Origin of the sequence: Rhizobium sp. NPDC090279, assembly GCF_044769665.1 — a bacterium.
Taxonomy (GTDB): Bacteria; Pseudomonadota; Alphaproteobacteria; order Rhizobiales; family Rhizobiaceae; genus Rhizobium.
In genome coordinates, this window is record NZ_JBIVYI010000010.1 from 223,323 (window position 1) to 247,992 (window position 24,670).

Below are 24,670 nucleotides of genomic sequence, written 5' to 3' on the forward strand. Positions count from 1 at the left end.
ATTATCATACTGAACGACGCTCAAGCGCGCCTGACGCTATGGCATCCGACACGTTCAATGCGCGTAAACGGGAAAAGTTCAATTTTAATCATCACTTAGGAGCCGGAGACAAACTCCGAGACCGGGGCAGAAACATGGTTTCGACCCCGTAATCAACCGCATAGCCGATATGCCGGCATCCGTGATCTGTATCGTTCTAGGACACGTACTTCCTCAGGAAATCAACGGTCCTGCCCCAGGCCAGGTCCGCCGCCTTCTTGTCGTAACGGGCAGACGACGTGTCATTGTTGAAGGCGTGGTTGACGCCGTCATAGACGAAAATCTCGAAGGTCTTGCCGCCCGCCTGCAACTCCTTGCGATAGGCATCGATGCCGGCATTAATGCGATCGTCGAGGCCGGCATAATGCAGCAGCAGCGCAGCCTTGATGTCAGGCACGTCGCTTGCCGGCGGTTGAGCACCGTAATAGGCGACACCCGCCTTCAATTCCGGCGAGACGGTCGCAAAACGATTGACGAGACCACCGCCCCAGCAGAAGCCGACGGCGCCGACCTTGCCGTTGGCGCCATCCACCTTCGCAAGGTACGCTAGGCTCGCTTCGGCATTGGCGGCCGTCAGTGCCGGATCGAGCTTGGTGAACATATCGCGCGCCTTGTCCTCATCTTCGGGCGTGCCGCCGAGCGGCGAGAGGAAATCCGGCGCCAGCGCCACGAAACCTTCGAGCGCCATGCGGCGGGCGACATCGCGGATATGAGGGTTGAGCCCGCGGTTTTCATGGATGACGATGACGCCGCCGAGCTTGCCGGCCGCATCCTTCGGGCGGACAAGATAGCCCTTCATCTCACCCTTGCTGCCGGCATAGCTGACGTCCTTCGCTTCCAGCCTGTTATCGTCGGCGGCGATGACCTCTGCGCTTGCCTTGTTGGCGGCAAGCAGCGGCGCGATGGCGGCAGCAGCGCCCGCCGAGCCCGCGAGCTTGGTCAGCTTCTCCATGAAACCCCGACGGTCGAGCGTGAGATGCGTATATTCGTCATAGGCGTTGATCATCGCCTGCGTCACAACGGGCTTTTCCGTGCTCATCGTCCTGTTCTCCCTGTTTCCCCGGCAGCAGGCACCCAACGACCAGCCACCCGCTGACAAGATAGGTCAGTGGGTGGCAGCGTAATGGTCAAGGAAAAACACAAACACGTTACCGCTGGTTGCCGCCTAGGGTAGCAACCTGGATCGTTTTAGGAGAAAGCAAGCCAGATGCCGAGCCAGCCCCACATGCAGACAAGGGCGGCAAAGCCGAGGGCAAAGAGCGGGCTGCGATAGCGCAGGTCGTTGCTGGTCACATGCACGAAGGCGTGCGCGTAGCGCGTGACGACGAAGACCCAGGCGAGGATCACGGCCGGCAGATTATCCGCCTGGGTCACGTAGAGCACGATGCAGCAGGCATGGAACAGCAAGGGAAGCTCGAACTGATTGGCGATGCTGTTTCGCACCACCAGGCTCTCGGCCGGCTCGTTGGCTGCATGGTTTTCGCGAAATTGCGCGGGTCGAACGCGGCCGGTCTTCACCAGCACGCGGCGGCGCCATCCGAGCAGCGCGTAGAGCATGAAGACCAGCACCGCATGCGCCACCATGGGCCAGAACATTTCATAGCCTGTCACGCCGCCAACTCCTTTGGAATTTCCGAACGCCGAAATGGTCGATCAGGACGGTTTCGAGCCGTCCGGCGAGAGGTAGCGAAAAATCGCGAAACGGGCCAGTAGAATAACCGTCACCACCAGCGTCAGGAATTTCAGCCTGACGATAACAGGCAGCAAGCTCGCAAGCAGCGATACCGTGGCATCGGATGGCGTTGCCGGCGGGTAGAGCATCAGGCCGGCGATATTCTCGGCATAGTCTGCAGCCGCGTAGAGGACCGGCAAGCAGAAAATGACCGCGATCGCGCCCGGCGGGATGGGACGGCCGAAGAAGAAACCGCCGGGGCCAATCAGCCGCAGCAGGCAAAATAGCAACCCGGCCAGCACCAGCGGAAAGATGAGCTCCGGCCCGAGATACATGGAGTGCAGGATCATGGCCGGATCGGGGTGATCCCTGAGGTAGAGCAGCATGGCGATGACGTCTTCCCGCTCGTAGCCGCCGATGCGCGCATCGAGCATCTGCTGGCCGGCCGCGGCATCACCGAAGGCCCTGACGAAACCGGCATAGATCCAGGCAAAGAGCGCCAGCGAAAGAGCTGCGAGGATCGCCGCCAGGCCCTGCAAGGACCTGACGTTGCCCTGAGCGCGATCTGTCATCGATCAGACGCCGCCGCCGGGATAGTTCGGGCTTTCACGCGTGATCGTGACGTCATGGGCATGGCTTTCGCGCAGGCCGGCGCCAGAGATGCGCACGAAGGTCGCGCGCTCCTGGAATTGCTTGATATCGGCGCCGCCGACATAACCCATCGCTGCCTTGAGGCCACCGGCAAGCTGATGCAGCACACCGGACACCAGGCCCTTGTAAGGCACCTGGCCCTCGATACCTTCCGGCACCAGCTTCAGCGTGTCGCGCACCTCAGCCTGGAAGTAGCGATCGGCCGAACCGCGCGCCATGGCGCCAACGGAGCCCATGCCGCGATAGGCCTTGAAGGAGCGGCCCTGATAGAGATAGACCTCGCCCGGGCTTTCATCCGTGCCGGCCAGCAGCGAGCCTATCATGACGGCCGATGCGCCAGCGGCGATGGCCTTGGCAAGATCGCCGGAGAACTTGATGCCGCCATCGGCGATGACAGGGATGTTCTGTTCCTGCGCCGCCTCGACCGCCGACATGATGGCGGCAAGCTGCGGCACGCCAACGCCGGCAACAATGCGGGTCGTGCAGATGGAGCCGGGGCCAATACCGACCTTGACGGCGTCGGCGCCGGCATCGATCAGCGCCCGCGTGCCGTCATAGGTGGCAACGTTGCCGGCCATGATGCGGACAGAGTTGGAAAGCTTCTTGACGCGCGTGACGGCATCCAGAACACGCTGCGAGTGACCATGGGCGGTATCGACGACCAGAAGGTCGACGCCGGCCTCGATCAGGCGCTCGGCGCGCTCGAAGCCGTCATCGCCGACATTGATGGCGGCGGCGGCGCGCAAGCGGCCCTGCGCATCCTTGGAGGCGTTCGGGTTGAGCTGCGACTTCTCGATGTCCTTGACGGTGATCAGGCCGACCAGACGACCTTCGGCATCCACGACCAGCAGCTTCTCGATGCGGTGCTTGTGCAGCAAGCGCTTGGCTTCCTGCTGCTGCACGCCGTCCGTGACCGTGACCAGGTTTTCACTGGTCATCAGTTCATGGATTTTCTGCGAGGGATCGGAAGCGAAGCGAACGTCGCGATTAGTCAGGATACCGACGGGACGCTGCGACTTTTCAACGACCGGAATGCCGGAAATACCGTTTGCCTTCATCAGGCTGAGCGCATCGGCAAGCGTTGCGTCCGGGCCGATGGTCAAGGGATTGACCACCATGCCGCTTTCGAACTTCTTGACCTGACGAACCTCTTCAGCCTGCTGAACCGGCGTCAGATTGCGGTGGATAACGCCGATACCGCCGGCCTGCGCCATGGCGATCGCCAGACGGCTTTCGGTCACGGTGTCCATCGCCGCCGAAATGATCGGCAGGTTCAGGTCGATATCCTGGGCGATGCGGGTGGCGACATTGGTCTGGCCGGGCATGACCTCGGAGTGTCCCGGCTGCAGGAGCACGTCGTCGAATGTCAGAGCATCCAACCCGGTTGACGTTTCAATGATGCGTGCCATGGCCAATTCCTTCGTCTGTGAAAAACAGGAAAGCCCGGAACGAATCGTCTACCGGGCGATCTTGCAAGTGTTGCTTGGAAGTTGGCGAGGGCTGGTAACACGTCTATGACAGGAAGGGAATACCCAAAAGCGCCCGGTGGATAATACCATCCCTTTCACTCCGCCATGCAACCGCCATAAGCGCCCAGAATTTCGATTGCCGTCCAAGCATCGCTTTGCCATGCTGCGACGTCCTGGGTGCGCAGCTTTTGATTGGAAGACGGATCGGGCATGAAAACCATCACGGCCGGAGTTTTGGAAATCGCCTACGAGGACATCGGACCGCTCGACGGCAAACCGGTCATCCTTCTGCACGGTTTTCCTTATGATGTTCACGCCTATGACGAGGTTGCACAGCAGCTTGCAACAGAGGGCTGGCGCTGCCTCGTGCCGTTCCTGCGCGGCTACGGCCCAACCCGCTTCCTGTCAGAACACACCTTCCGCTCCGGAGAGCAAGCAGCACTCGGAGCAGACCTGCTGGCGTTCATGGATGCACTTTCCATCCCTTCCGCCGTGCTCGGAGGCTATGATTGGGGCTGCCGTGCGGCCTGCATCGTCGCCGCCCTTTGGCCCCAGCGCGTTCGAGGATTGGTGAGTTGCGGAACGGGATACAACATTCAGAATATCGCCTTGGCTGGACAACCCGTCTCTCCGGAAGAAGAACGCCGTTACTGGTATCAATACTATTTCCACTCGGAACGCGGCAGGGCCGGGCTTACTCAAAATCGCCGTGATCTCTGCCGGTTCATCTGGCGGATATGGTCGCCAACATGGGCATTCGATGAAGCCACTTTCGAGCGGAGCTATCACGCGTTCGAAAATCCCGATTTCGTTGAAATCGTCGTTCACTCCTACCGGCATCGGTTCGGTGGCACCCCTGGGGACCCAGCCTTGCAGTCCATCGAGACAAAGCTAGCCGAGCAGCCGAATATCAGCGTGCCGACCTGCGTCCTGCAAGGTGCCGATGATGGCGTAGATCCACCTGGTGCAATCGACCATGCCGAGCGCCATTTCAAAACGCCATTTTACCAACGTCGCATCATTCCGGGAGTTGGGCATAACTTACCGCAGGAGGCGCCTGCTGCCTTTGCAGACGCCGTCCGTTCCGTCGCGCGATAGGATAGCGGTCTCTTTCGCAACCGCCCCTCAAGCTACTGTTCTACCGCAAAGACAAAAGCAACGTTTCCCTCAAACGTCCAGCTGGTAGGTTTTCGGAATGTAGCGGAAGCCTTCCGCCTGCTTCTCGACGAAGCCGACGGCGGGGAAAGGCATGTGGAAGCCAAGGAAGGGAATGCGGTCGGCGGCGATCATGTCGAAGATGCGACGGCGGGTCTTTGCGGCCTGGGCCTTGTCCACATCGAAGCGGACCTCCCAATCCGGACGGCCGAGCGACAGGACATAATGGTTGGCGGTGTCGCCGGTCATGACGAGCTGCTTGCCGTCGGATTCCAGATGAAAGACGAGATGGCCGGGCGTATGGCCGGGCGCGAGCATGGCCGTCATGCCGCTGACGATATGGTCGCCGTCCTTGAGGAAGGTCATCTTTTCAGCAAAGGGCACGACATTGGCAAGCACTGCCTTGTGGCCGCCTTCCGCCGGCGTCCCCTCGCGCGCCTTGTCGGTCCAGAAGCCGTATTCGATCTCGCCGGTAACGTAGCGGGCGTTCGGAAAGGCCGGAGCGCCCTCCTCCATCAATCCGCCGATGTGATCGCCATGCAGATGGGTTAGAGCAACGACGGTGACCTGCTCCGGCGTGTAACCAGCTGCCTTCAGGCCCTCGCGAAGACGACCCATACCGCGGGCACGACCGGCTGCACCGAAACCCGTATCGACGACGATCAGGTCGGAGCCGGTGTCGATGATGGCCGGCGCATAGCTGTTCACCAGCTTTTCGGTCGGAAGGAAATTCTGCTCCAACAGCTTACGCACGGTATCGGGCGCCTGGTTCGAGCCGAAGGTCTCCCAGGGGTTGTCCATGACATTGGCGCCGTCCTTGACGACGGTGACGGTGCAGGAACCCAATTTGAACTGGTGCGTGTCCGGGGGCAGAACAGCGGTCATAGTGTCACTCCTTGTGCTGATGCGCAGGTAAGCCGCGCCTATCGTCGCCGCCGGCGGCAGCGGCCCGGAAAGTCATCGTCTTCGACCGGAATTTTGGTCATGACAAGACAATCCAAATCCGCTAATAGACCGGACGACGTTTTATGCGTTTAGCATTTCCATGCTCTTAGCATATGTCAAATCTTGCGTTTCGCGGCATGTGGCGATGGATATCACGAAGACGTGATCCCCAAGCCGTCATAGAGCAGAATCCGGGATTGGCAGCGGCACCGCATGGGACTACAGAGCGGTTGATCGCGCACTACAGCGCCGCGCGTCACATGTGACGCGCAAAGGTCGCTGTAGCACTTTCAGTCTGCTGCATAATTCCTCAAATCGATTCCGATTTGAGGAATTATGCAGTGGGCGACAGCCTTCCCGAAGACAGACCTATCAAGGCAGATGCCTATGAATCGCATCGTTCCATTGATCCTCGCCGTAGCCCTCTTCATGGAACAGATGGATTCCACGGTCATCGCGACAGCGCTGCCGGCCATCGCCAACGATCTCCATGTCGGCCCGATTACCCTGAAACTGGCGCTGACCTCCTACATGGTATCGCTGGCCGTCTTCATCCCGATCAGCGGCTGGATGGCGGACCGCTTCGGCGCGAAGAACATCTTCCGCATCGCCATCTGCGTCTTCGTCATCGGTTCCATCATGTGCGCCTTTTCCGGCGGCCTGCTGGAATTCGTCTTCGCCCGCTTCCTGCAGGGCGTCGGCGGCTCGATGATGACGCCGGTCGGGCGCTTGGTGCTCGTGCGCACCACGCAGAAGAGCGATCTGGTTTCAGCCATGGCGCTGCTTTCCATTCCCGCGCTCGTCGGCCCGCTCGCCGGCCCGCCGCTCGGCGGCTTCATCACCACCTATGCCTCCTGGCATTGGATCTTCCTGATCAACGTGCCCGTCGGCATCCTTGGCGTCATCCTGTCGTCGATCTTCCTGCCTGATGTCGAGGCAACCATGCCGCCGAAGCTCGATGTCATCGGCTTCCTGCTGACGTCCTTTGCAGCATCCGGCGTCGTCTTCGGCATGTCCGTCATCAGCCTGCCGGCGTTACCGCCCTATATCGGCATCTCCGCCGTCGTCATCGGCTTTGTCTGTGGCTTTCTCTATATCGGCCATGCACGCCGCCATCCGGCGCCGATCCTTGATCTCACGCTGCTGAAAAACGCCACCTTCCGCGCCTCGGTGACCGGCGGCACGCTGTTCCGCATCTGTATCGGCGCCATGCCCTTCCTGACGCCGCTGATGCTGCAGCTCGGCTTCGGCCTCAATCCGTTCCAGTCCGGCCTCATCACCTTTGCCGGCGCGATCGGCGCGATTTCGACGAAGTTTATCGCCCGCCGGGTCTTTACCGCCGTCGGCTTCAAGACGGCACTGCTTTCGGCTGCGGCGATCACGACCATCACCACGATCTGCACGGGCTTCTTCCAGCCCTGGACACCGCACCTCATCATCATCGCCATCCTGTTGGTCGGTGGCTTCTCGCGCTCCTTCTTCTTCACCGGCATCAATGCGCTTGCCTTTGCCGATATCAGCGACAAGCAGGCCAGCCAGGCGACATCCATGAGCTCCGTGATGCAGCAGATCAGCCTGGCGCTCGGCGTCGCCGTCGCCGCCATGATCCTGGAAACCTCCACCTTTTTCCGTGGCACGGAACTACAGGTCAGCGATTTCCACATCGCCTTCTTCTGCATCTCGATCCTGACCGTGGTCGCCACCATTCCCTTCATCCGGATGGACCGCAGCGCCGGCGCCATGGTCTCCGGCCACAAGGCCGGCCTCAAGCGCGTCGACGCCCTGCAGCCACAGGTGCAGCAGCCGGCGGCGAAGTGATGATACGACCCTCATGACGCTTCGGCCAAGCCGAGGCGCCACGAGGGCTTCATCGATTTACCGATTGAGGATCGCCGGATTCAGCGCTCTGCGCTGGATTGCTCTTCTTCCGCCTCGCCATCCGGCTTCCGGCCCTTGAAGCCCTTCGCCAGCAGGAACATTTCCACCGACTCGGCTCTGGATGCGCCCGGTTTCACATGGACGACCTGGCGGAAACTCTGCTTCAGGAAGGTGAGCAGTTCGCGCTCCGTGCCGCCCTGGAAAGTCTTGGCCAGAAAATGCCCGCCTTCCGCCAGCACTTCGACAGCGAAATGGGCCGCAACTTCGCAGAGATGCATCGTCCGCAGATGGTCCGTGCGGTGATGGCCCGTCGTCGGCGCGGCCATATCCGAAAGCACGAGATTCGGCGCACCGCCGACCGCATCGATCAGCCGCTGCGGCGCATCCGGATCAAGGAAATCGAGCTGCAGGATTGTCACGCCAGGGATCGGCGTCATTTCCAGGAAGTCGATGGCGGCGACGCGGATGTCCTCTTCGGTCGAGTCGGTCACCTTGGCGGCAATCTGCGACCAGCTGCCAGGTGCCGCGCCCAGATCGATGATGCGGCGCGCGCCCTTCAGGATCTGGTGCTTCTCATCGATCTCCAGCAGCTTGAAGGCGGCGCGGGCACGGTAGCCCTCAAGCTGGGCGCGCTGCACATAGGGATCATTGATATGCCGCTGCAGCCACTGACGCGACGAGGCCTTCAGCTTCTTTTTCTTGACGCGCTGGCCGAGCTTGCGGCCCGTGCGGTTGCCGGCGATGGTTGGCTTGGTCACGTCTGCGGCCCCTTCATATCCCTCGGTCGATGACCCCTGCGCGAGCGGCCACGCCGCCATACGCCATCGTCTGCCATCATGTCAGTCAGCAATCCCTCGCGCAGGCCGCGATCGGCAACGCGCATGCGCGGGCTCGGCCAGCGGCGGCGGATCGCCTCCAGAATGGCGCAGCCGGCAAGAACCAGATCGGCGCGGTCCGGCCCGATGCAGGGATTGGCGGCGCGGCCGGCAAAATCCCAGGACAAGAGCTTGGCCTGCATCGCGCTCACTTCATCGTCCGATAGCCAGACACCATCGACCCGGCGTCGATCGTAGCGCGGCAGATCGAGATGGACGCCGGCAAGCGTCGTCACCGTGCCGGAGGTGCCGATCAGATGGAAATCGCCGCTTTCGCGCGCCGCGCCTTGGACCGGCGGGCAATCGAAACGCTCGAGCATGCGCTGAACTTCGCACACCATGGTCTCGAACAGCTCCGGCGTCACGTCGCGGCCGCCATGTCGCTCAGAAAGCGTCACAACGCCGACAGGCAGCGATGTCCAATGGGTGATGTGATTGGCAAGACGGCTGGAGCGGTTGTCGCCGATGCGGATGACGGCGATTTCGGAAGAGCCTCCGCCGATATCGAAGAGCACGACCGAGCGCGCCTCGGGTCCCACGAGCGACGAGCAGCCGGAGACGGCAAGCCGGGCTTCGGTCTCGCGATCGATGATCTCCAGCTGCAATCCCGTCTCCTCGGTGACCCGCGAAAGGAACGCTTCGCCATTGTCAGCGGCGCGGCAGGCCTCGGTCGCGATCAGCCGCATGCGGCGGATTTCGCGCGTCTTCAGCTTGGCCGCGCAGATGCGCAGCGCCTCCACGGCGCGGTCCATCGCGTCGCCCGACAGCCGTCCGCTGGCTCCAAGCCCTTCACCCAGGCGCACGATGCGGGAAAAGGCATCGACGACCCGGAACTGCCCCGGACGGGTCGGCTGCGCGATCAGCAGCCGGCAATTGTTGGTGCCGAGATCGAGGGCGGCATAGAGGTCGAGCGGCCGCGTATCGGCATCGGCGTGATAGTGCTGTCCGTCGCGCCTCGGCTGCGATTGCCGATTCTGACGCGGATCGTCATGGGTCTGCACGTTCGCAGGCGTGTTCGCCGGAGCGACGATCTGCGCCGTCTTCTCATGCGCCAGCGGTCGACCCTGCAGGCCGCGCTTGCTGCGATGCTTGCGCCGATTCTTGCCGCTCTTGTGCGATGATGCGTGACCATGATCCGGCGAAGCACGAGGTTCCGCCGGTGCCGAAAGCTGCTGTGCCGGGGAAGCAGGTTGCGCGCCGCCCTGGGCTCCGCCACGCGCGCGGCGTCGACGCTTGCGCTTTCTGGCCGGTGAGCCGGCCTCATCCTCTGCTGGGCGTTGCGCCACCTGGCTGGACTTGCCCGCCTGGTTGGCTTCCGCAGAATGAGCGTTCGGGCGGCCATGACCACGCTTACGCTTCGCGCGCCGGGAGGATTTACCCTTCCTGCGCTCTGCTTCCGACGCCCCGTCTGCTTGCGGCGCTGAGCCGCTGTCGGGGTCACTCACGTATCTTTTCCACCGCGCCGCGCAAGGCCCTAAGGCATGCTGCTGGCGCTCGTTCGATTTTCGTTGGGCAAAGAATACCAGCAGGATGGGTTTTCGCCAAATTCTTTTTGAATCGCGCCAGTTTGGACGTGTTCAGAACAGCCCTCAGGCGACAAGCCGCGCCCTGATATCAGCCGCAAGTTGCTGCATCCTGTCGATCGGCGCATGGCCGATCAGCATGAAGGCGTGGGTGGCACTCGACCAATAGACGACATTCATGCCCCGGCGATTTTCCATGTCCGGCGCCGCCGCGCCCTTGGTGGATTGAACGATGCAAAGCGCCATCGGGCCGCTTTCCGGATCGAGATAAGCGATCTGGACGAGCGGCTTGCTATCATAATTCAGGATCTGGGCGCGCTTGAACTCGACACCGGGCATGGCGATGGCTTCCGGCGCCAGCGAAAGCCCCAGCTTGGCGCCCACGCCGTTCAACTGCGCGACCTGTTGCGCATGATCGCCGGCCGGCGCGCTCAGCGTATCAGTCGTATAGAGCGAGAGATATTCGGCAACCACGGCACGCCACTCGCTATCTTCATCCGGCTTCGAAAGCCGATGGCCAATGCCGATCACAGCGCGATCGATGGCAATGGCGGCCACGAAGCTCGCAGCAACCGCTGTCAGGAAACCGCGACGACCGATGCCGGCGGCGCGGGTCTTGTTCTCCCTTGCCGAGGGGATAGCGGCAAGCATGGCGTCCAGCTTCGCAGCCGGGGCCTCGGCGAGCATCGGCTGGAATGCCTCCGCAAAGGGCAGCGCACTGCGCGACAGGAAATCGAAACGTTCCGCCACGCGCTCGTCGTCGGCGATCAATCGTTCGATCCGCTCGCAGTCGGCGGCGTCCAGCTCGCCATCGATGAAGGCGGTGAGCTGCTCGTCCGTGGGCATTTGTCCTTTATTCACTTCACTCATTTCCATTCCCCAGTCGCCCACCTCCGGACGATTTGCCGTCAGCCGCCAGTCCCATGCCATCCGCCAGCTTCGCCCGCGCCGTGGCCAGCCGGCTCATGACAGTGCCGATCGGCACATCAAGCACGTCAGCCACCTCGCGATAGGAAAGCCCTTCGACATAGGCCAGGAACACGGCGGTGCGCTGTGCCTCCGGCAATGCCTGCACACGCTCCAGCACCTGTCCGGCAAGAATATGCGTCTCGGTCTCCTGCACGCCGTCGAACACCAGCGTCTGATCGGCATCGACGAAGCCCTGCCCCATGCGTACCCGGCGCGAACGGACCTCGTTCAGCCATATCGAATGGAGGATGGCAAACAGCCAGCGATCCAGCCTCGTTCCCGCGGTAAACTGCGCCGCCCGCTCCAGAGCCCGGACGCAGGTCGCCTGCACGAGATCATCGGCCACGTCGCGCTGGCGCGAAAGCACCACGCCGTAGCGCCACAGCCGCGTCAGGTGCTGGGACAGGCCTGCCCTGATATCCTCTTCGCTCGCTATGGCATCCTCCGCGACATCAGCACGTCCGGGAGCCGCCGACCTTTTCGGCGGCTCCGTTGCCATCAGACTATAAGCAGAAATCGCGCCACGAGCGACCGGCATCACTCCCATATCCCTCGCAAAGCTCCCTGCTTACGCTTCACCTTCGCCCCCGACTGCCCTCAAAGGCTGGACGGGTTCACGATAGCGGCGTGAAGATCGCGATATTCCTCGCAGCTCGTATTGCCGCAGAGCGTCTTGATGGTGCTCAGCTGATCCTTGGCGAGATCCATCTGGCCCTTGATGACGTAGGCTTCGCCGAGATACTCGCGGACCAGCGTATATTTTGGGTCCATGGCAACGGACTTCCGATAGTAGGAAATGCCTTCATCCGTGCGGCCGAGCTTACGGGTGGCGTAACCGCGATAGTTCAGCGCTTCAGCCGTATTCGGGTTCTTCATCGTATCGAGAACCGCCAGGGCTTCCTCGTAGCGATGATCCTTCTTGGCCAGCGAATAGGCATAGTCGGCGCGGTTTTCGTCGGTGACGTTGGCGCTCTGCTGCTTGACGCATTTCTTCGCCTTCTGATCGTAGATCTCGCCCTTCTTGCAGGTCGGCGTCGTGCTCGAATCGTCGCCGGCGGCAAAGACCGGAACGGCGAAGGCGCCGAGGGTCAGGCCTGCACCGAGGGCGATGGAAGCCAGGCGAAATGCTTTGGTCGTCATGGGATGTCTCCTTGGCAAAATGAACGTTGCGAGGGGAGAACACACCGCCGGCACCTTTTATTCGGACAGGTTCAGAACTTTTTTGAGCAAACCCATTTTCGAATGCCGTCACTCTTTCGTGACCGCTCCGGCATCGAATAGACAGATGTCATCGCGTGTTTCCGCCATATGCCCCTCAAGGGCACAGGAGAAACCCGTGACCGATACCGTCAAACTTCTAAGCCTTGCCGTTGCGACGCCCGATAACATCATCCTCCAGACCGACGCGGCCGAGACGGCAAGCCGCCTGTTCTCGGACCGCTTCCAGGACTTCAAATATCTCGCCCGCGTGTTCGAGAGCACAGGCATTCGCAAGCGCCATGTAGCAAGGCCGCTTTCCTGGTTCGAAGAGCCGCATGGCTGGCAGGATCGCATGGCCGCCTATACGGAGGTTGCCTCCGAGCTCTTCCGTCGCACGGCAGCCGCGGCGCTGAAGCGAGCTGGCCTGGAGGCCGGCGAGGTGGACTGCATCGTCACAGCATCGTCCACCGGGCTTGCGACGCCGAGCCTGGAGGCTCGGCTTGCCGGCGAGATGGGCTTCCGCTGCGATATCGAGCGCGTGCCGATCTTCGGGCTCGGCTGCGCTGCTGGCATATCCGGCCTTGCCGTCGCGACGAGAATGGCGAAAAGCCGGCCAGGCGCCGTCGTGCTCTTCATCGCGATCGAACTTTGCTCGCTCGCCTTCCGTCTGGATGAACTGACCCGGCAAAACATCATCGCGACGGCGCTGTTTGGAGATGGCGCTGCGGCCTGCGTGCTGCGGGCCGGCGGCGGCGGCATCGCGGAGATCGAATCAACGGGCGAACACCTCTTTCCCGACAGTCTCGGCATCATGGGCTGGAAGATCGACGATACCGGCTTCGGTATCGTGCTCGAACAATCTCTGCCGGTCTTTGCCGAAACCCATCTGAGGAGCGCGGTTGCCGGCATTCTCGAACGATCCGGGCTCCTGCTCTCGGATATCGACCGCTTCATCTGCCATCCCGGCGGCGCCAAGGTGCTGACAGCACTCGAAAGCGCACTTGGCCTCGAAGAAGGCTCGCTCGACATCGAGCGTCAGGTGATCGGCGACTATGGCAACATGTCCTCTCCCACCGTGCTGTTCGTGCTGGAGTGGGTGATCGCCGCCGGATTGCCGCATCGCTCGGCCCTGCTCGCCATGGGTCCGGGTTTCTCGGCAAGCTGCATCACGCTGAAGAGGGTCGCATGATGCTCCGGCCATCGATCGCGCTTCTGACCTTCGTCACGCTGCAGCGGCTGGCGGAACTCATTTATGCCCGGCACAATACCGCTGCCCTGCTTGCCCGCGGCGCCGGGGAACATGCGCCGGAGCACTATCCCTTCATGGTGGCGCTGCATGCGGCCTGGCTGATCGGATTGTGGCTCTTCGCCATCGGCCGGCCGGTCGATCCCGCCTGGTTCTTGCTGTTCATGGTATTGCAGGGGCTGCGTCTCTGGGTGCTGGCGACACTGAAAGATCGCTGGACGACGCGCATCATCGTCTTGCCCGGCGCGGCACTCGTGACCAAAGGTCCTTATCGCCTGCTCAACCATCCGAACTATGCCGTCGTCATCGGCGAGATCGCCGTCTTACCGCTCGCCTTCGGCATGCCGATCTACGCCGCGGTCTTTTCGGTGTTGAACGGCATCATTCTCGCCATCCGCATCCGTGCCGAAAACGCCTGCCTGAGACAGGCTGCGAATTGATCCACATTTTTCCATTGCGCCGCTGAAATTTGGCAGGCATTTTCGATGCTTAGTGCGCGTTACGGTCAATGACGGGGATCGCGCGAGAATGCAATCGGCATGCGGATAGCAGGATAAGATGACAAAGGACGCAATCGTTCTCGGTGCGGGCATCGTCGGCGTTTCGACGGCAATCCATCTGCAGAGGCGGGGGCGACAGGTCGTCCTCGTCGACCGGCAGCCACCGGGCCAGGGAACGTCCTTCGGCAATGCCGGCCTTATCCAGCGCGAGGGCGTCGTGCCCTATGGGTTTCCGCAGCAATTCGGCCTGCTGCTGCGCTATGCCTTCAACAATCGCATCGACGCGCACTACCATCTGCGCGCCCTACCGGCGCAGATCGCCTTCCTCGCCCGCTATTGGTGGAACTCCAATACGAAGCGTCACGAGATGATTTCGCGCGCCTATGCGCCGCTGATCGCGCATTCCGTCAGCGAACATAACGACCTCATCGAGGCCTCCCATGCCGGGGAGCTCATTCGCAAGAACGGCTGGGTCGAGCTGTTCCGCTCGAACGAGAAGCGCGACGCGGAGTTTGCCGAAGCCGAGCGCCTCAACCGCGAATTCGGGATCGGTTACGACGCGTTGAGCAGCGTGGAGATCGCAACCGCCGAGCCGCATCTCAGAGGCAGCTTTTCCGGCGCATTGCGCTGGCGCGATCCCTGGTCGGTGCTCGACCCGCACGGACTGACGGCGGCCTACCGCCGCTACTTCGAAAGCATCGGCGGCCACGTAACGACGGGAGATGCCGTCTCGCTCGGCATGGCCGGCAAGGCCTGGAGAATGGTGACGGCCGAAGGGTCGATCGAGGCGGAGGATGTCGTCGTCGCACTCGGCCCATGGGCCGATATCGTGACGAAACGCTTCGGCTATGCCTTTCCGCTTGGCATCAAGCGCGGCTATCACATGCACTATGCGGCCGAAGGCAATGCAGTCCTCAACAACTGGACGCTGGATGCCGAGCGCGGCTATCTGCTGGCGCCGATGAGCCGTGGCATTCGGCTGACGACCGGCGCCGAATTCGCTCTGCGCGATGCGCCGAAGACGCCAGTGCAGCTCGACCGGGCCGAGGCCGTCGCGCGCGCCGCCTTCCCGCTCGGCGAGCGGCTCGACCCGGAACCCTGGATGGGTGCGCGCCCCTGCACCCCCGACATGATGCCGATCATCGGCAAGGCCCCACGCCACAATGGCCTGTGGTTCGCCTTCGGTCATGCCCATCACGGATTGACACTCGGGCCGGTGACGGGCCGCGTGCTCGCCGAGCTCATCACCGGCGAGAAGCCGTTCATCGATATTTTGGCTTATGCTCCTGGCCGGTTTGCGCCCTGAGCTATTGGTTCAGAGAATTGCTTTGAGGCTTTTGACGGAAGCGTCGACAATCGCCTCAATCGTTGTGTCGATATCGACGGTGACGACACCAGGCTCGCCGGTTGGCACCTCCAGCGTCTGAAGCTGGCTTTCGAGCAGCGAGGCCGGCATGAAGTGCCCCTTGCGTTCACCCATGCGCTTGGTCAGCAGTTCCTTGGAGCCATCGAGATAGATGAAATAGAGATGGCCGCCGGCAGATGCCCGCAGGCGCTCGCGATAGACATGCTTCAGGGCCGAGCAGGAAACGGCAATCCCTTCGCCCTTGGCAAGGCTCGCCGTGATCACCTCGCCGATCTTTTCCAGCCAGGGCCAGCGGTCCTCGTCCGTCAAGGGAATGCCCTTGCTCATCTTTTCGACATTGGCGGCCGGATGCAGCGCATCGCCTTCAATGAAATGCACGCCGAGCCGAGCCGCGACACCCTCGCCGATCGAGGATTTGCCGCTGCCGCTCACACCCATGACGATGATGGCAAGGGGGGTGTCTTGGTTATCGCGCATGGGCCCGTCCGGAATGATTGATTTCAAATCGGGCATGACCGCTCTTCAGCCATGCCCGATTCGCAACTTGGATCAATCCAGCGGAAAGAAACAGGAAAATTTATGCGTTCCCTCGCCCGCCAGTTCCGGCTCGACCTGCCGGCACTGATCCTGGGCGCGCCAGCAGCGCGGATTGAAGTGGCATCCCTTCGGCGGGTTGAGCGGCGACGGCAACTCGCCCTGCAGGCGGATGCGGTTCTTCTCGCGTTCCGGATCGGCGATCGGCGTCGCCGACAGAAGGGCGGCCGTGTAGGGATGGCGCGGCCGGGTGAAGACTTCATCCGCGGTGCCGGTTTCGACCGGGCGTCCGAGATACATGACCATCACGTCGTCGGCGATGTGGCGGACGACGGAAAGGCCGTGCGAGATGAAGAGATAGGCCAGGCCCATCTCCTTCTGCAGGTCCATCAGCAGGTTCAGCACCTGTGCCTGGATCGACAGGTCGAGCGCCGAAACCGGCTCATCGAGAACAAGCACCTTCGGCCTAAGCATGAGGGCGCGGGCAATGGCGATGCGCTGGCGCTGGCCGCCGGAGAACATATGCGGGTAGCGATCATAATGCTCCGGGCGAAGGCCGACGCGCGCCATCATCTCCTCGGCCTTGCGGCGGCGGGTGGCGGCGTCGTCATCCGTGTTGATCTTCAGCGGCTCTTCAAGAATGGAGCCGACCTTCTGGCGCGGATTGAGCGAGCCATAGGGGTTCTGGAAGACGATCTGCACGGCGCTGCGCAGGCTGCGGTCGCCAAGCTTGGCGGGCTTGCCATCGATCAGCAGTTCGCCGGCCGTCGGATGTTCGATCATCGTCACCAGACGGGCAAGCGTCGACTTGCCGCAGCCGGATTCACCGACGACGGCGAGCGTGCGGCCCGACTGCAGGCTGAAGCTGACGCCGTTCAACGCCTTGACGGTCGCCTCCGGTTTGAAGCTGCCGCGCTTGACGGAGTAGAAACGGGCGAGATCGCGCCCTTCGAGAACAGCGCCAGTCATGCGGCACCTCCTGCTCGTTGCGCGGCGGCAATGCCCGGGTGGCCGAGCGGTTTGCCATGTTCCAGCGGATAGTTGCAAAGCGTCATGCCGAGTTCGCCACCCTGGCGCGTGACGCCCTTGTCGCATTCCGGCGTGGCGAAGGAACAACGTGGCGCAAAGAGACAGCCTGTTGGGCGATCGTGCTGGCCGGGAACGACGCCGGCAATCGACGGCAGGCGTTCTCCGACCACGGCCCGTTCCGGTAGTGCCGAGAGAAGCGCTGCCGTATAGGGGTGATGCGGATCGCGGAACAGTTCCTTGACCGGCTGCTCCTCGACCTTCTGGCCGGCATATTGCACCTGCACGCGCTCTGCCGTTTCAGCGACAACGCCCATGTCGTGGGTGATGAGCACCAGCGCCATGCCCTGCTCCTGCTGCAGGCGCACGAGCAGGTCGAGGATCTGCGCCTGGATCGTCACGTCGAGCGCGGTGGTCGGCTCATCGGCAATCAACAGCTTCGGATTGCAGGCGAGCGCCATGGCGATCATGACGCGCTGGCTCATGCCGCCGGACATCTGGTGCGGGAAGTTCGACAGGCGATCTTCCGGCGCCGGGATGCCGACGAGATTCAGAAGTTCGATCGAGCGCTGCCGACGCGCCTTGCGGTCGAGGCCCATGTGGATGCGCAGGGTTTCGCCGAGCTGGAAGCCGACCGTGAAACACGGATTGAGGCTCGACATCGGCTCCTGGAAGATCATCGCCATGTCCTTGCCGATGATCTTGCGGCGCTGGCGCGGAGAGATACCGCGCAGATCCTTGCCGTCGAAGGTCATGCGGTCGGCTGATATCTTCGCCGTCCAGGGCAAAAGCCCCATCATGGCGAGCATAGAGACGGATTTACCGGAACCTGATTCGCCGACGATCGACAGGATTTCTCCCTTGTCGCAGGTAAGCGAGACGCTATCCACGGCCCGGAACAGGCCGGACGAGGTCTGGAATTCAACGGTGAGATTGGAGATATCAAGAAGTGCCATTACGACCTCTTCAGCTTCGGGTCGAAGGCATCGCGCAGGCCGTCGCCCATCAGATTGATGGCGAGAACCGTGATCAGGATGCAGAGACCGGGGAAAGTGACGAGCCAGGGGTTGCTCTGGAAGAATTCACGCGAATCCGCCAGCATCGTGCCCCATTCCGGCGTCGGCGGCTGGGCGCCCTGGCCGAGAAAGCCGAGAGCGGCGGCATCGAGAATGGCCGACGAGAACGCAAGCGTGCCCTGCACGATCAGCGGCCCCAGACAGTTGGGCAGGATCGTCTTGAACATCAGCCGCAGTGGACCAGCACCGGCGACACGCGAGGCGATGACATATTCCTTGTCACGCTCGGTCATGACCGAGGCGCGCGTCAGGCGAACGAAATGCGGCTGATTGACGATGGAGATCGCGATCATGGCGTTCGTCAGGCCCGGCCCGAGGATCGCCACCAGCACCAGGGCGAGCAGCAGCGACGGGACGGCAAGGATGATGTCCATGATACGCATGATGATCGTATCGGTGCGACCGCGAACATAGCCGGCCACAAGGCCGATCAGAATGCCGGCGATCGCCGAAAGCGACGCGACCACGAGACCGATGAACAGCGAAAACCGCGTGCCGTAGATGAGGCGCGACAGGAGATCCCGGCCGTTGGCATCGGTGCCGAGCAGGAAGCTGCTGTTGCCGCCTTCCGACCAGACCGGCGGCAGGCGCTGCATGTCGCTGCCATAGGCGACATCGGGATTATGGGGCGCCACGATGCCGGCGAAGATCGCCAGAAACAGGACAAAGAGGAAGATCGCAAGGCCGATGACGGCGCCCTTGTTGCGAGAGAAGTAGTACCAGAACTCCGCGAGAGCGGAAGGACGGTCGGATTTGACGCTTACCGTGCTCATGGACCGCTCCTAGTGACGAATGCGTGGATTGACGAAGCCGTAGAGCAAGTCGACAGCGAGATTGACGAGCATGACGATGCCGGCGATCAGCAACAGGCCGCCCTGCACCACCGGATAGTCGCGCTTGAAGACGGCGTCGATCATCCATTTGCCGATGCCCGGCCAGGAAAAGATGCTTTCCGTCAGGATGGCGCCGCCGAGCAGCACGCCGACCTGAAGGCCGATCGTGGTGACGACGGGGATCATCGCATTACGCAGCGCATGCACGGAGACGACGCGCAGCGGCGACAGACCCTTGGAACGGGCGGTGCGGACATAGTCTTCACCGAGGACTTCCAGCATGGCGGAACGCGTCTGGCGCGCGATGACGGCGAGCGGGATGGTGCCGAGAACGACGGTCGGCAGGATCAGCGAATTGAACGCGGACCAGAAAGCGCCCTTCTGACCGGACAGCAGGCTGTCGATCAGCATGAAGCCGGTGATCGGCTTGAAGAAATAGATGAGGCCGATGCGACCGGAAACCGGCGTCCAGTGCAGATAGCCGTTGAAGACGATGATGAGCAGCAGGCCCCACCAGAAGATCGGCATGGAATAGCCGACGAGGGCGACGCCCATGACGCTCTGGTCGAACCATGTCCCTCGCTTGACGGCGGCGAAAACGCCGGCCGGGATGCCAAGACAGATCGCCAGGATCATGGCGCAGATCGACAGTTCGAGCGTGGCCGGGAAGAAGGTGAAGAAGTCGGTCAGCACGTCACGCTTGGTGGTGATCGACGTGCCGAGATCGCCGTGCAAGGCGTTCCAGATGTACTTGCCATACTGGACAACCATCGGCTGGTCGTAGCCGAGATCGTGCGAAATCTGTGCATGGCGCTCCGGCGACATGACGCGTTCGCCCGACAGCAACATGACAGGATCGCCGGGAAGCAGGCGAATGAAGGAGAAGGCGACGATCGATACGCCCAGGAATGTCGGGATCAGCACTGCAAGGCGGCTGAAAAGAAATCGCAACATGGTAGATGTCCAAATTTTTCCGGCGGCCAGACAGAGTGTCTGACCGCCGGGTCGCCCGGTCTTAGCCGGGCATTCTCACAGATTTTTCGTTATTCGGCGATATCGACGCCATCGAAGCGGTGAACGCCGACCGGGTCCTGGTGGTAGCCGGAGACATTCTTCGTCATCGGGATGAACTCTTCCGAATGGTCGATGGTCATCCATGGTGCTTCGCGCTTGAAGATGACCTGGGCCTGTTCGTAGAGCTTGGTGCGCTCCTTGATGTCAGCCGTCTGCTTGGCCTTCTTCACGACATCGTCGAATTCCTTGTTGCACCACTGCGCGCGGTTGTTGCCGCCAACGGCATCGCAGCCGAGCAGCGTGTCAAGGAAGTTGTCCGGGTCGCCGTTGTCGCCGGTCCAGCCGAGGATGGCTGCGCCATCGCGGTCCTTGGCAGCGGAAAGCTTCAGGTACTGTGCCCAGTCATAGGTGACGATCTCGACCTTGACGCCGATCTTGGCAAGGTCCGCCTGCATCAGCTCGGCAGCGCGGCGGGCGTTCAGCATGTACGGACGCGACACCGGCATCGCCCAGATCTTCATGCTGAGATCCTTGACGCCAGCCTTTTCAAGCATCTTCTTGGCTTCTTCCGGATTGAAGGCGTCGTCCTTCACTTCCTTGTTGTAGGACCACATGGTCGGCGGGATCGGGTTCGTCGCAACCTTGGCCGAGCCCTGGAAGACGGCGTCGACGATGGCCTGCTTGTTGACGGCCATGTTGATCGCCTTGCGCACTTCGACCTTGTCGAACGGAGCAACCAGCGTGTTGTAGGCGAGGTAGGAGACGTTCAGGCCGGCCTGCTCGAGAACCTTAAGGTTCTTGTCAGCCTTCAGATCCTTGATGTCGGCCGCGTTCGGGTAAGGCATGATGTTGCACTCGCCCGACTTCAGCTTCTGCGCGCGGACGGATGCATCCGGCGTGATCGCGAAGACCAGATCGTCGATCTTTTCCTTGCCCTTGAAGTAGGTTTCGTTGGCCTTGTAGCGGATGACGGCATCCGGCTGGTAGGCAACGAAGGTGAATGCGCCAGTGCCGAGCGGCTGCTGGTTCATCTGCTCCATCTTGCCGTCGGCCTGAAGCTTGTCTGCATATTCCTTCGACAGGATCGAGGCGAAGTCCATGGCCAGGTCGGCGAGGAAGGGAGCTTCCGGACGGTTCAGCACGAACTTGACGGTGAGGTCGTCGACCTTGTCGATCGACTTGATGAGCTTCGGGAAACCCATGCCGTCGGCGTATTCATAGGAGCCGCCGGCGACATACTTGGCCCACGGGCTGTCCGAGCCCAGCTGACGGGTGATCGAGAAAATGACGTCGTCGGCAGTGAGGTCACGCGTCGGCGTAAAGAAATCGGTGGTCTGGAACTTCACGCCCTTGCGGAGCTTGAAGGTGTATTCCTTGCCGTCCGGAGACACGGTCCAGCTTTCAGCGAGGCCCGGCTCAATCTCGGTGCTGCCATGCTTGAATTCGACGAGGCGGCTATAGACCGTGCGCGACGAGGCGTCGAAAGTGTTGCCGCCCGTATAGAGACCCGGATCGAAACCTTCCGGCGAGCTTTCAGAGCAATAGACAAGCGTTTTTGACCAGGCGGACGTTGCCATGACCGAAGCCAGGGCTGTCACTGCCAGCAGGACAGAAATCTTTTTCATGATATCGTTTCCCAGATTTGTTATTCTTTTGAAGCCGTGGACACCACCAGAGGTTCCCATCCGGATCGCGCCGATGGAACTTTATTTTAAGTTTGAAAGCAACAAGCGCCGCCTAAAATTCTTCCAAATCGTAGAGTTTGGAAATTTTTGGACAAAAAGACCTCTGAATTGGTAAGATTCTGGCAAAATTTTGCATCTTTTTATTATATTCAGAACGATTTGACGTTTTCTCCTCACAATCCGCAAACCCTATATTGCCCGGATAGGAGGCAACACAAACGAAAATCCGCAGCTACCGGAGGCAACTGCGGATCGGAAATGCGATCGAATTCGTGGAGAGCGATCAGGCCGCGGGTGCGGAGATCGCCGGCTTCTTGGCTATCGCCTTGTGATCGGCATCGGTGAGCCCGAGCAGGAAGTTGATCTGCGGCCGCGCCTTGACCAGATCGTCGATGGAATATTCCGTCAAAACGTCGAAAAAGGCGTTGAGTGCCTTGCGCAGCGCGGAATTGAGGCCGCAGCTATCGACCAGCGGGCATTCCACCACGCCATCCTCGAAGCATTCCGCCATGGCGAAGCTGTCTTCGGTGACGCGAACGACGTCGAACAGGCTGATATTGGCGGCCGGCTTGGCAAGGCGCACGCCGCCATTGCGGCCGCGCACCGTTTCCACAAGGCTTGCCCTGGTCAAAGGCTGCAGGATCTTGAACAGAAAAAGCTCGGAAACGCCGTACGCCCTGGCGATCTCCGGAATACGGCTCAGATGGCCATCGTTGGCGGCGCAATACATCAACATGCGCACTGCGTAATTGGTCTGCTTCGTCAAGCGCATGCCGATCTCCTGGAATCAAGGCTGCTTAGGGGCTGGACCCGTATATAGTGGCTTTCTCAGTTTTGAACAATTCCAAAATATGAAATTCATATTCACGTTATCTCGAAAGCACAGCCACCCAGCCCTGTCGATATCTGCCTGATCCATCTCAGCCCGCCTATGGCACAGAGACCCACACCGCCATTTCGCAGCCGCCCGGCTCGCGGAAATGAAATCTTCTACCTCCGGGAAAATCGAAGGCAGGACGGGTGATGATGCCGCCGGCAAACTCGACGGCGCGCTGGGCGGCTTCCAGATCGGTGGCCCGCACCACGGGTAGCGGCGTTCCAGCCGCCTCCCCTGCGCTCCCGTCGATGCCGGCATCTATCCCGGCGGCCTCGATGACATGGTATGTCGGTCCGTAGCTGACAAAGCTCCACTCGAAAGCTTCCTCGAAGAAGCGGCGGGTCTTCAGGCCGTCCTTCGACGGAAATTCGAGATAGTCGATCTGATATGTCGCGGGCATAACGCGGCCCTCCCGTTGTTCTCGTTTTGTTCTAGATGAAAACGGCGGCCCAGGCAAGATGACTCTATCGAAAACAAACGCAACAAAAAACCGCCGCCCGGGAAATGCCGGACGGCGGTCGATACTGTCAAAGCAATAAGGCCTACTTCATCGTCGGCATGACGAATTCGGCGCCATCCTTGATGCCGGACGGCCAGCGGGCGGTGATCGTCTTGGTGCGCGTCCAGAACTTGATCGAGTCCGTGCCGTGCTGGTTGAGATCGCCGAAGCTCGAAGCCTTCCAGCCGCCGAAGGAGTGGTAGGCAAGCGGAACCGGGATCGGAACGTTGATGCCGATCATGCCGATGTTGATGCGCGAGGCGAAATCGCGGGCCGCATCGCCGTCGCGGGTATAGATGGCGACGCCGTTGCCGTACTCGTGCTTCATCGGCAGGTCGAGCGCCTCCTCATAGTTCTTGGCGCGAACGAGCGACAGAACCGGTCCGAAGATCTCGGTCTTGTAGATATCCATGCTTGGCGTGACGTGGTCGAACAGCGTGCCGCCGACGAAATAACCGTCCTCATAGCCCTGCAGCTTGAAGCCGCGGCCGTCTACAACCAACTTGGCGCCTTCCTCGACACCACGGTCGATCAGGCCGTTGACGCGGTTGTAGGCGTCCTTGGTGACGAGCGGGCCCATGTCGGCCTTGTCGTCGGTATAGGGGCCGATGCGCAGGGACTCGATCTTCGGCACCAGCTTCTCGACGAGACGATTGGCCGTGTCCTCTCCGACCGGGACTGCGACCGATACGGCCATGCAGCGCTCGCCGGCCGAGCCGTAGCCGGCGCCCATGAGCGCGTTGACGGCCTGATCCATGTCGGCATCGGGCATGATGATCATGTGGTTCTTGGCGCCACCGAAGCACTGGGCGCGCTTGCCGTTCATGGCAGCCGTGCCGTAGACGTAGCGGGCGATCGGCGTGGAGCCGACGAAGGAGACGGCGCCGATGTCCGGATCGGTCAGGATGGCGTCGACGGCGGCCTTGTCACCGTTGACGACGTTGAGGATGCCGGCAGGCAGGCCGGCTTCGATCATGAGTTCGGCCAGGCGGATCGGCAGGGACGGATCGCGCTCGGACGGCTTCAGGATGAAGGCATTGCCGCAGGCGATGGCCGGGGCAAACATCCACATCGGGATCATGCCGGGAAAATTGAACGGCGTTATGCCGGCGCCAACGCCGACCGGCTGGCGGATGGAGTACATGTCGATCGCCGGGCCGGCGCCTTCGGTGAACTCGCCCTTCTGCAGGTGCGGAATGCCGCAGACGAATTCGCAGACTTCGAGGCCGCGGATGATGTCGCCCTTGGAATCCTCGACCGTCTTGCCATGCTCCGTGGAGAGCAGGGTCGCCAGCTCGTCCATGTTCTGGTTCAGAAGCTCGACGAACTTGAAGAAGACGCGGGCGCGGCGCTGCGGATTGGTGGCGGCCCATTTCGGCTGGGCGGCCTTGGCGTTTGCGACCGCTGCGCGCAGTTCATCGACGCTGGCGAGCGCGACGGTCGCCTGCACTTCGCCGGTTGCCGGATTGTAGACATTGCTCGTGCGTCCGCTGGTGCCAGCGACATGCTTGCCGCCGATGAAATGACCGATCTCACGCATGGATGTGCCTCCTCGTTTTCTTGGATGGCTACAGGATGGCACTTCAATTTGCACAAATCAATGAGCTGCTATAAGCAACCGTTGTGCAAAAATTAAAG

At 61.5% G+C, this 24,670-nt stretch carries 24 protein-coding genes; 5 read left to right on the forward strand and 19 right to left on the reverse strand.

Annotated elements, in window-relative coordinates:
- Positions 1-196: 196 nt before the first annotated feature.
- The 4 genes from ACIQWP_RS24975 to guaB form a co-directional block, all read right to left on the reverse strand.
- Positions 197-1,078, reverse strand: a complete 882-nt coding sequence (locus tag ACIQWP_RS24975; RefSeq protein ID WP_402793385.1) for a dienelactone hydrolase family protein — start codon at positions 1,076-1,078, stop codon at positions 197-199.
- Between the two features lie 149 nt (positions 1,079-1,227).
- Positions 1,228-1,650, reverse strand: coding sequence for an MAPEG family protein (locus ACIQWP_RS24980; protein WP_402793387.1), 423 nt, complete (start codon positions 1,648-1,650; stop codon positions 1,228-1,230).
- A gap of 42 nt (positions 1,651-1,692) precedes the next feature.
- Positions 1,693-2,283 (reverse strand): hypothetical protein, encoded by a 591-nt coding sequence (locus tag ACIQWP_RS24985; protein ID WP_402793389.1) that lies wholly within the window; start codon positions 2,281-2,283, stop codon positions 1,693-1,695.
- Positions 2,284-2,286: 3 nt separating this feature from the next.
- Entirely contained in the window at positions 2,287-3,771 is a 1,485-nt protein-coding gene (gene guaB, locus ACIQWP_RS24990) for an IMP dehydrogenase (protein ID WP_402793391.1), read from the reverse strand.
- 270 nt (positions 3,772-4,041) lie between these two features.
- Between guaB and ACIQWP_RS24995 the strand changes: the two genes are divergently transcribed.
- Positions 4,042-4,929 (forward strand): alpha/beta fold hydrolase, encoded by an 888-nt coding sequence (locus ACIQWP_RS24995; protein WP_402793393.1) that lies wholly within the window; start codon positions 4,042-4,044, stop codon positions 4,927-4,929.
- Between the two features lie 69 nt (positions 4,930-4,998).
- Here the strand turns inward: ACIQWP_RS24995 and ACIQWP_RS25000 are convergent, their stop codons facing one another.
- Positions 4,999-5,871: an MBL fold metallo-hydrolase gene (locus tag ACIQWP_RS25000; RefSeq protein ID WP_402793395.1), complete on the reverse strand. Its 873-nt coding sequence runs from the start codon at positions 5,869-5,871 to the stop codon at positions 4,999-5,001.
- 447 nt (positions 5,872-6,318) lie between these two features.
- On the opposite strand from ACIQWP_RS25000, the gene ACIQWP_RS25005 reads away from it, so the two are divergent.
- Positions 6,319-7,749: an MFS transporter gene (locus tag ACIQWP_RS25005; RefSeq protein WP_402793397.1), complete on the forward strand. Its 1,431-nt coding sequence runs from the start codon at positions 6,319-6,321 to the stop codon at positions 7,747-7,749.
- Positions 7,750-7,829: 80 nt separating this feature from the next.
- Here ACIQWP_RS25005 and ACIQWP_RS25010 read toward each other — a convergent pair whose 3' ends face one another.
- The 5 genes from ACIQWP_RS25010 to ACIQWP_RS25030 all read right to left on the reverse strand — a co-directional run bounded on the left by ACIQWP_RS25010 (position 7,830) and on the right by ACIQWP_RS25030 (position 12,316).
- Positions 7,830-8,567: an RlmE family RNA methyltransferase gene (locus ACIQWP_RS25010; RefSeq protein WP_402793399.1), complete on the reverse strand. Its 738-nt coding sequence runs from the start codon at positions 8,565-8,567 to the stop codon at positions 7,830-7,832.
- Positions 8,564-10,129 (reverse strand): Ppx/GppA phosphatase family protein, encoded by a 1,566-nt coding sequence (locus ACIQWP_RS25015; protein ID WP_402793401.1) that lies wholly within the window; start codon positions 10,127-10,129, stop codon positions 8,564-8,566. Before ACIQWP_RS25015 ends, ACIQWP_RS25010 begins: the two co-directional genes overlap by 4 nt.
- A gap of 144 nt (positions 10,130-10,273) precedes the next feature.
- The gene (locus ACIQWP_RS25020; protein WP_402793403.1) at positions 10,274-11,077 is read right to left on the reverse strand and encodes an anti-sigma factor family protein; all 804 of its coding nucleotides are present in this window, start codon (positions 11,075-11,077) and stop codon (positions 10,274-10,276) included.
- Positions 11,070-11,714: an RNA polymerase sigma factor gene (locus ACIQWP_RS25025; protein ID WP_402793405.1), complete on the reverse strand. Its 645-nt coding sequence runs from the start codon at positions 11,712-11,714 to the stop codon at positions 11,070-11,072. The genes ACIQWP_RS25020 and ACIQWP_RS25025 overlap by 8 nt, the downstream gene beginning before the upstream one ends.
- Before the next feature lie 59 nt (positions 11,715-11,773).
- Positions 11,774-12,316 (reverse strand): tetratricopeptide repeat protein, encoded by a 543-nt coding sequence (locus ACIQWP_RS25030; RefSeq protein WP_402793407.1) that lies wholly within the window; start codon positions 12,314-12,316, stop codon positions 11,774-11,776.
- A 196-nt stretch (positions 12,317-12,512) separates the two neighbouring features.
- On the opposite strand from ACIQWP_RS25030, the gene ACIQWP_RS25035 reads away from it, so the two are divergent.
- The 3 genes from ACIQWP_RS25035 (at position 12,513) to ACIQWP_RS25045 (ending at position 15,428) form a co-directional block, all read left to right on the forward strand.
- A complete protein-coding gene (locus ACIQWP_RS25035) occupies positions 12,513-13,565 on the forward strand; it encodes a type III polyketide synthase (protein ID WP_402793409.1) in 1,053 nt (350 codons plus the stop codon).
- Positions 13,565-14,062, forward strand: coding sequence for an isoprenylcysteine carboxyl methyltransferase family protein (locus ACIQWP_RS25040; RefSeq protein ID WP_402793501.1), 498 nt, complete (start codon positions 13,565-13,567; stop codon positions 14,060-14,062). Before ACIQWP_RS25035 ends, ACIQWP_RS25040 begins: the two co-directional genes overlap by 1 nt.
- A 118-nt stretch (positions 14,063-14,180) precedes the next feature.
- Positions 14,181-15,428, forward strand: coding sequence for an NAD(P)/FAD-dependent oxidoreductase (locus ACIQWP_RS25045; protein ID WP_402793411.1), 1,248 nt, complete (start codon positions 14,181-14,183; stop codon positions 15,426-15,428).
- Between the two features lie 9 nt (positions 15,429-15,437).
- Here the strand turns inward: ACIQWP_RS25045 and ACIQWP_RS25050 are convergent, their stop codons facing one another.
- The 9 genes from ACIQWP_RS25050 to ACIQWP_RS25090 all read right to left on the reverse strand — a co-directional run bounded on the left by ACIQWP_RS25050 (position 15,438) and on the right by ACIQWP_RS25090 (position 24,572).
- On the reverse strand, positions 15,438-15,965 hold the full coding sequence (locus ACIQWP_RS25050; protein WP_402793413.1) for a gluconokinase: 528 nt from the start codon (positions 15,963-15,965) through the stop codon (positions 15,438-15,440).
- A 72-nt stretch (positions 15,966-16,037) separates the two neighbouring features.
- The gene (locus tag ACIQWP_RS25055; RefSeq protein ID WP_402793415.1) at positions 16,038-16,991 is read right to left on the reverse strand and encodes a peptide ABC transporter ATP-binding protein; all 954 of its coding nucleotides are present in this window, start codon (positions 16,989-16,991) and stop codon (positions 16,038-16,040) included.
- On the reverse strand, positions 16,988-18,004 hold the full coding sequence (locus ACIQWP_RS25060; RefSeq protein ID WP_402793417.1) for an ABC transporter ATP-binding protein: 1,017 nt from the start codon (positions 18,002-18,004) through the stop codon (positions 16,988-16,990). Before ACIQWP_RS25060 ends, ACIQWP_RS25055 begins: the two co-directional genes overlap by 4 nt.
- A complete protein-coding gene (locus ACIQWP_RS25065) occupies positions 18,004-18,897 on the reverse strand; it encodes an ABC transporter permease subunit (protein WP_402793419.1) in 894 nt (297 codons plus the stop codon). Before ACIQWP_RS25065 ends, ACIQWP_RS25060 begins: the two co-directional genes overlap by 1 nt.
- A 9-nt stretch (positions 18,898-18,906) precedes the next feature.
- On the reverse strand, positions 18,907-19,911 hold the full coding sequence (locus ACIQWP_RS25070; protein ID WP_402793421.1) for an ABC transporter permease subunit: 1,005 nt from the start codon (positions 19,909-19,911) through the stop codon (positions 18,907-18,909).
- Between the two features lie 89 nt (positions 19,912-20,000).
- Positions 20,001-21,596, reverse strand: coding sequence for an ABC transporter substrate-binding protein (locus ACIQWP_RS25075; RefSeq protein WP_402793423.1), 1,596 nt, complete (start codon positions 21,594-21,596; stop codon positions 20,001-20,003).
- Between the two features lie 343 nt (positions 21,597-21,939).
- Complete coding sequence (rirA, locus tag ACIQWP_RS25080; RefSeq protein ID WP_402793425.1) at positions 21,940-22,428, reverse strand: iron-responsive transcriptional regulator RirA; 489 nt, start codon at positions 22,426-22,428, stop codon at positions 21,940-21,942.
- 157 nt (positions 22,429-22,585) lie between these two features.
- Positions 22,586-22,933 carry a VOC family protein gene (locus ACIQWP_RS25085; RefSeq protein WP_402793427.1) on the reverse strand — a complete coding sequence of 116 codons (348 nt, stop codon included), beginning with the start codon at positions 22,931-22,933 and terminating at the stop codon, positions 22,586-22,588.
- A gap of 142 nt (positions 22,934-23,075) precedes the next feature.
- Positions 23,076-24,572, reverse strand: coding sequence for a CoA-acylating methylmalonate-semialdehyde dehydrogenase (locus tag ACIQWP_RS25090; RefSeq protein WP_402793429.1), 1,497 nt, complete (start codon positions 24,570-24,572; stop codon positions 23,076-23,078).
- Positions 24,573-24,670 lie beyond the last annotated feature (98 nt).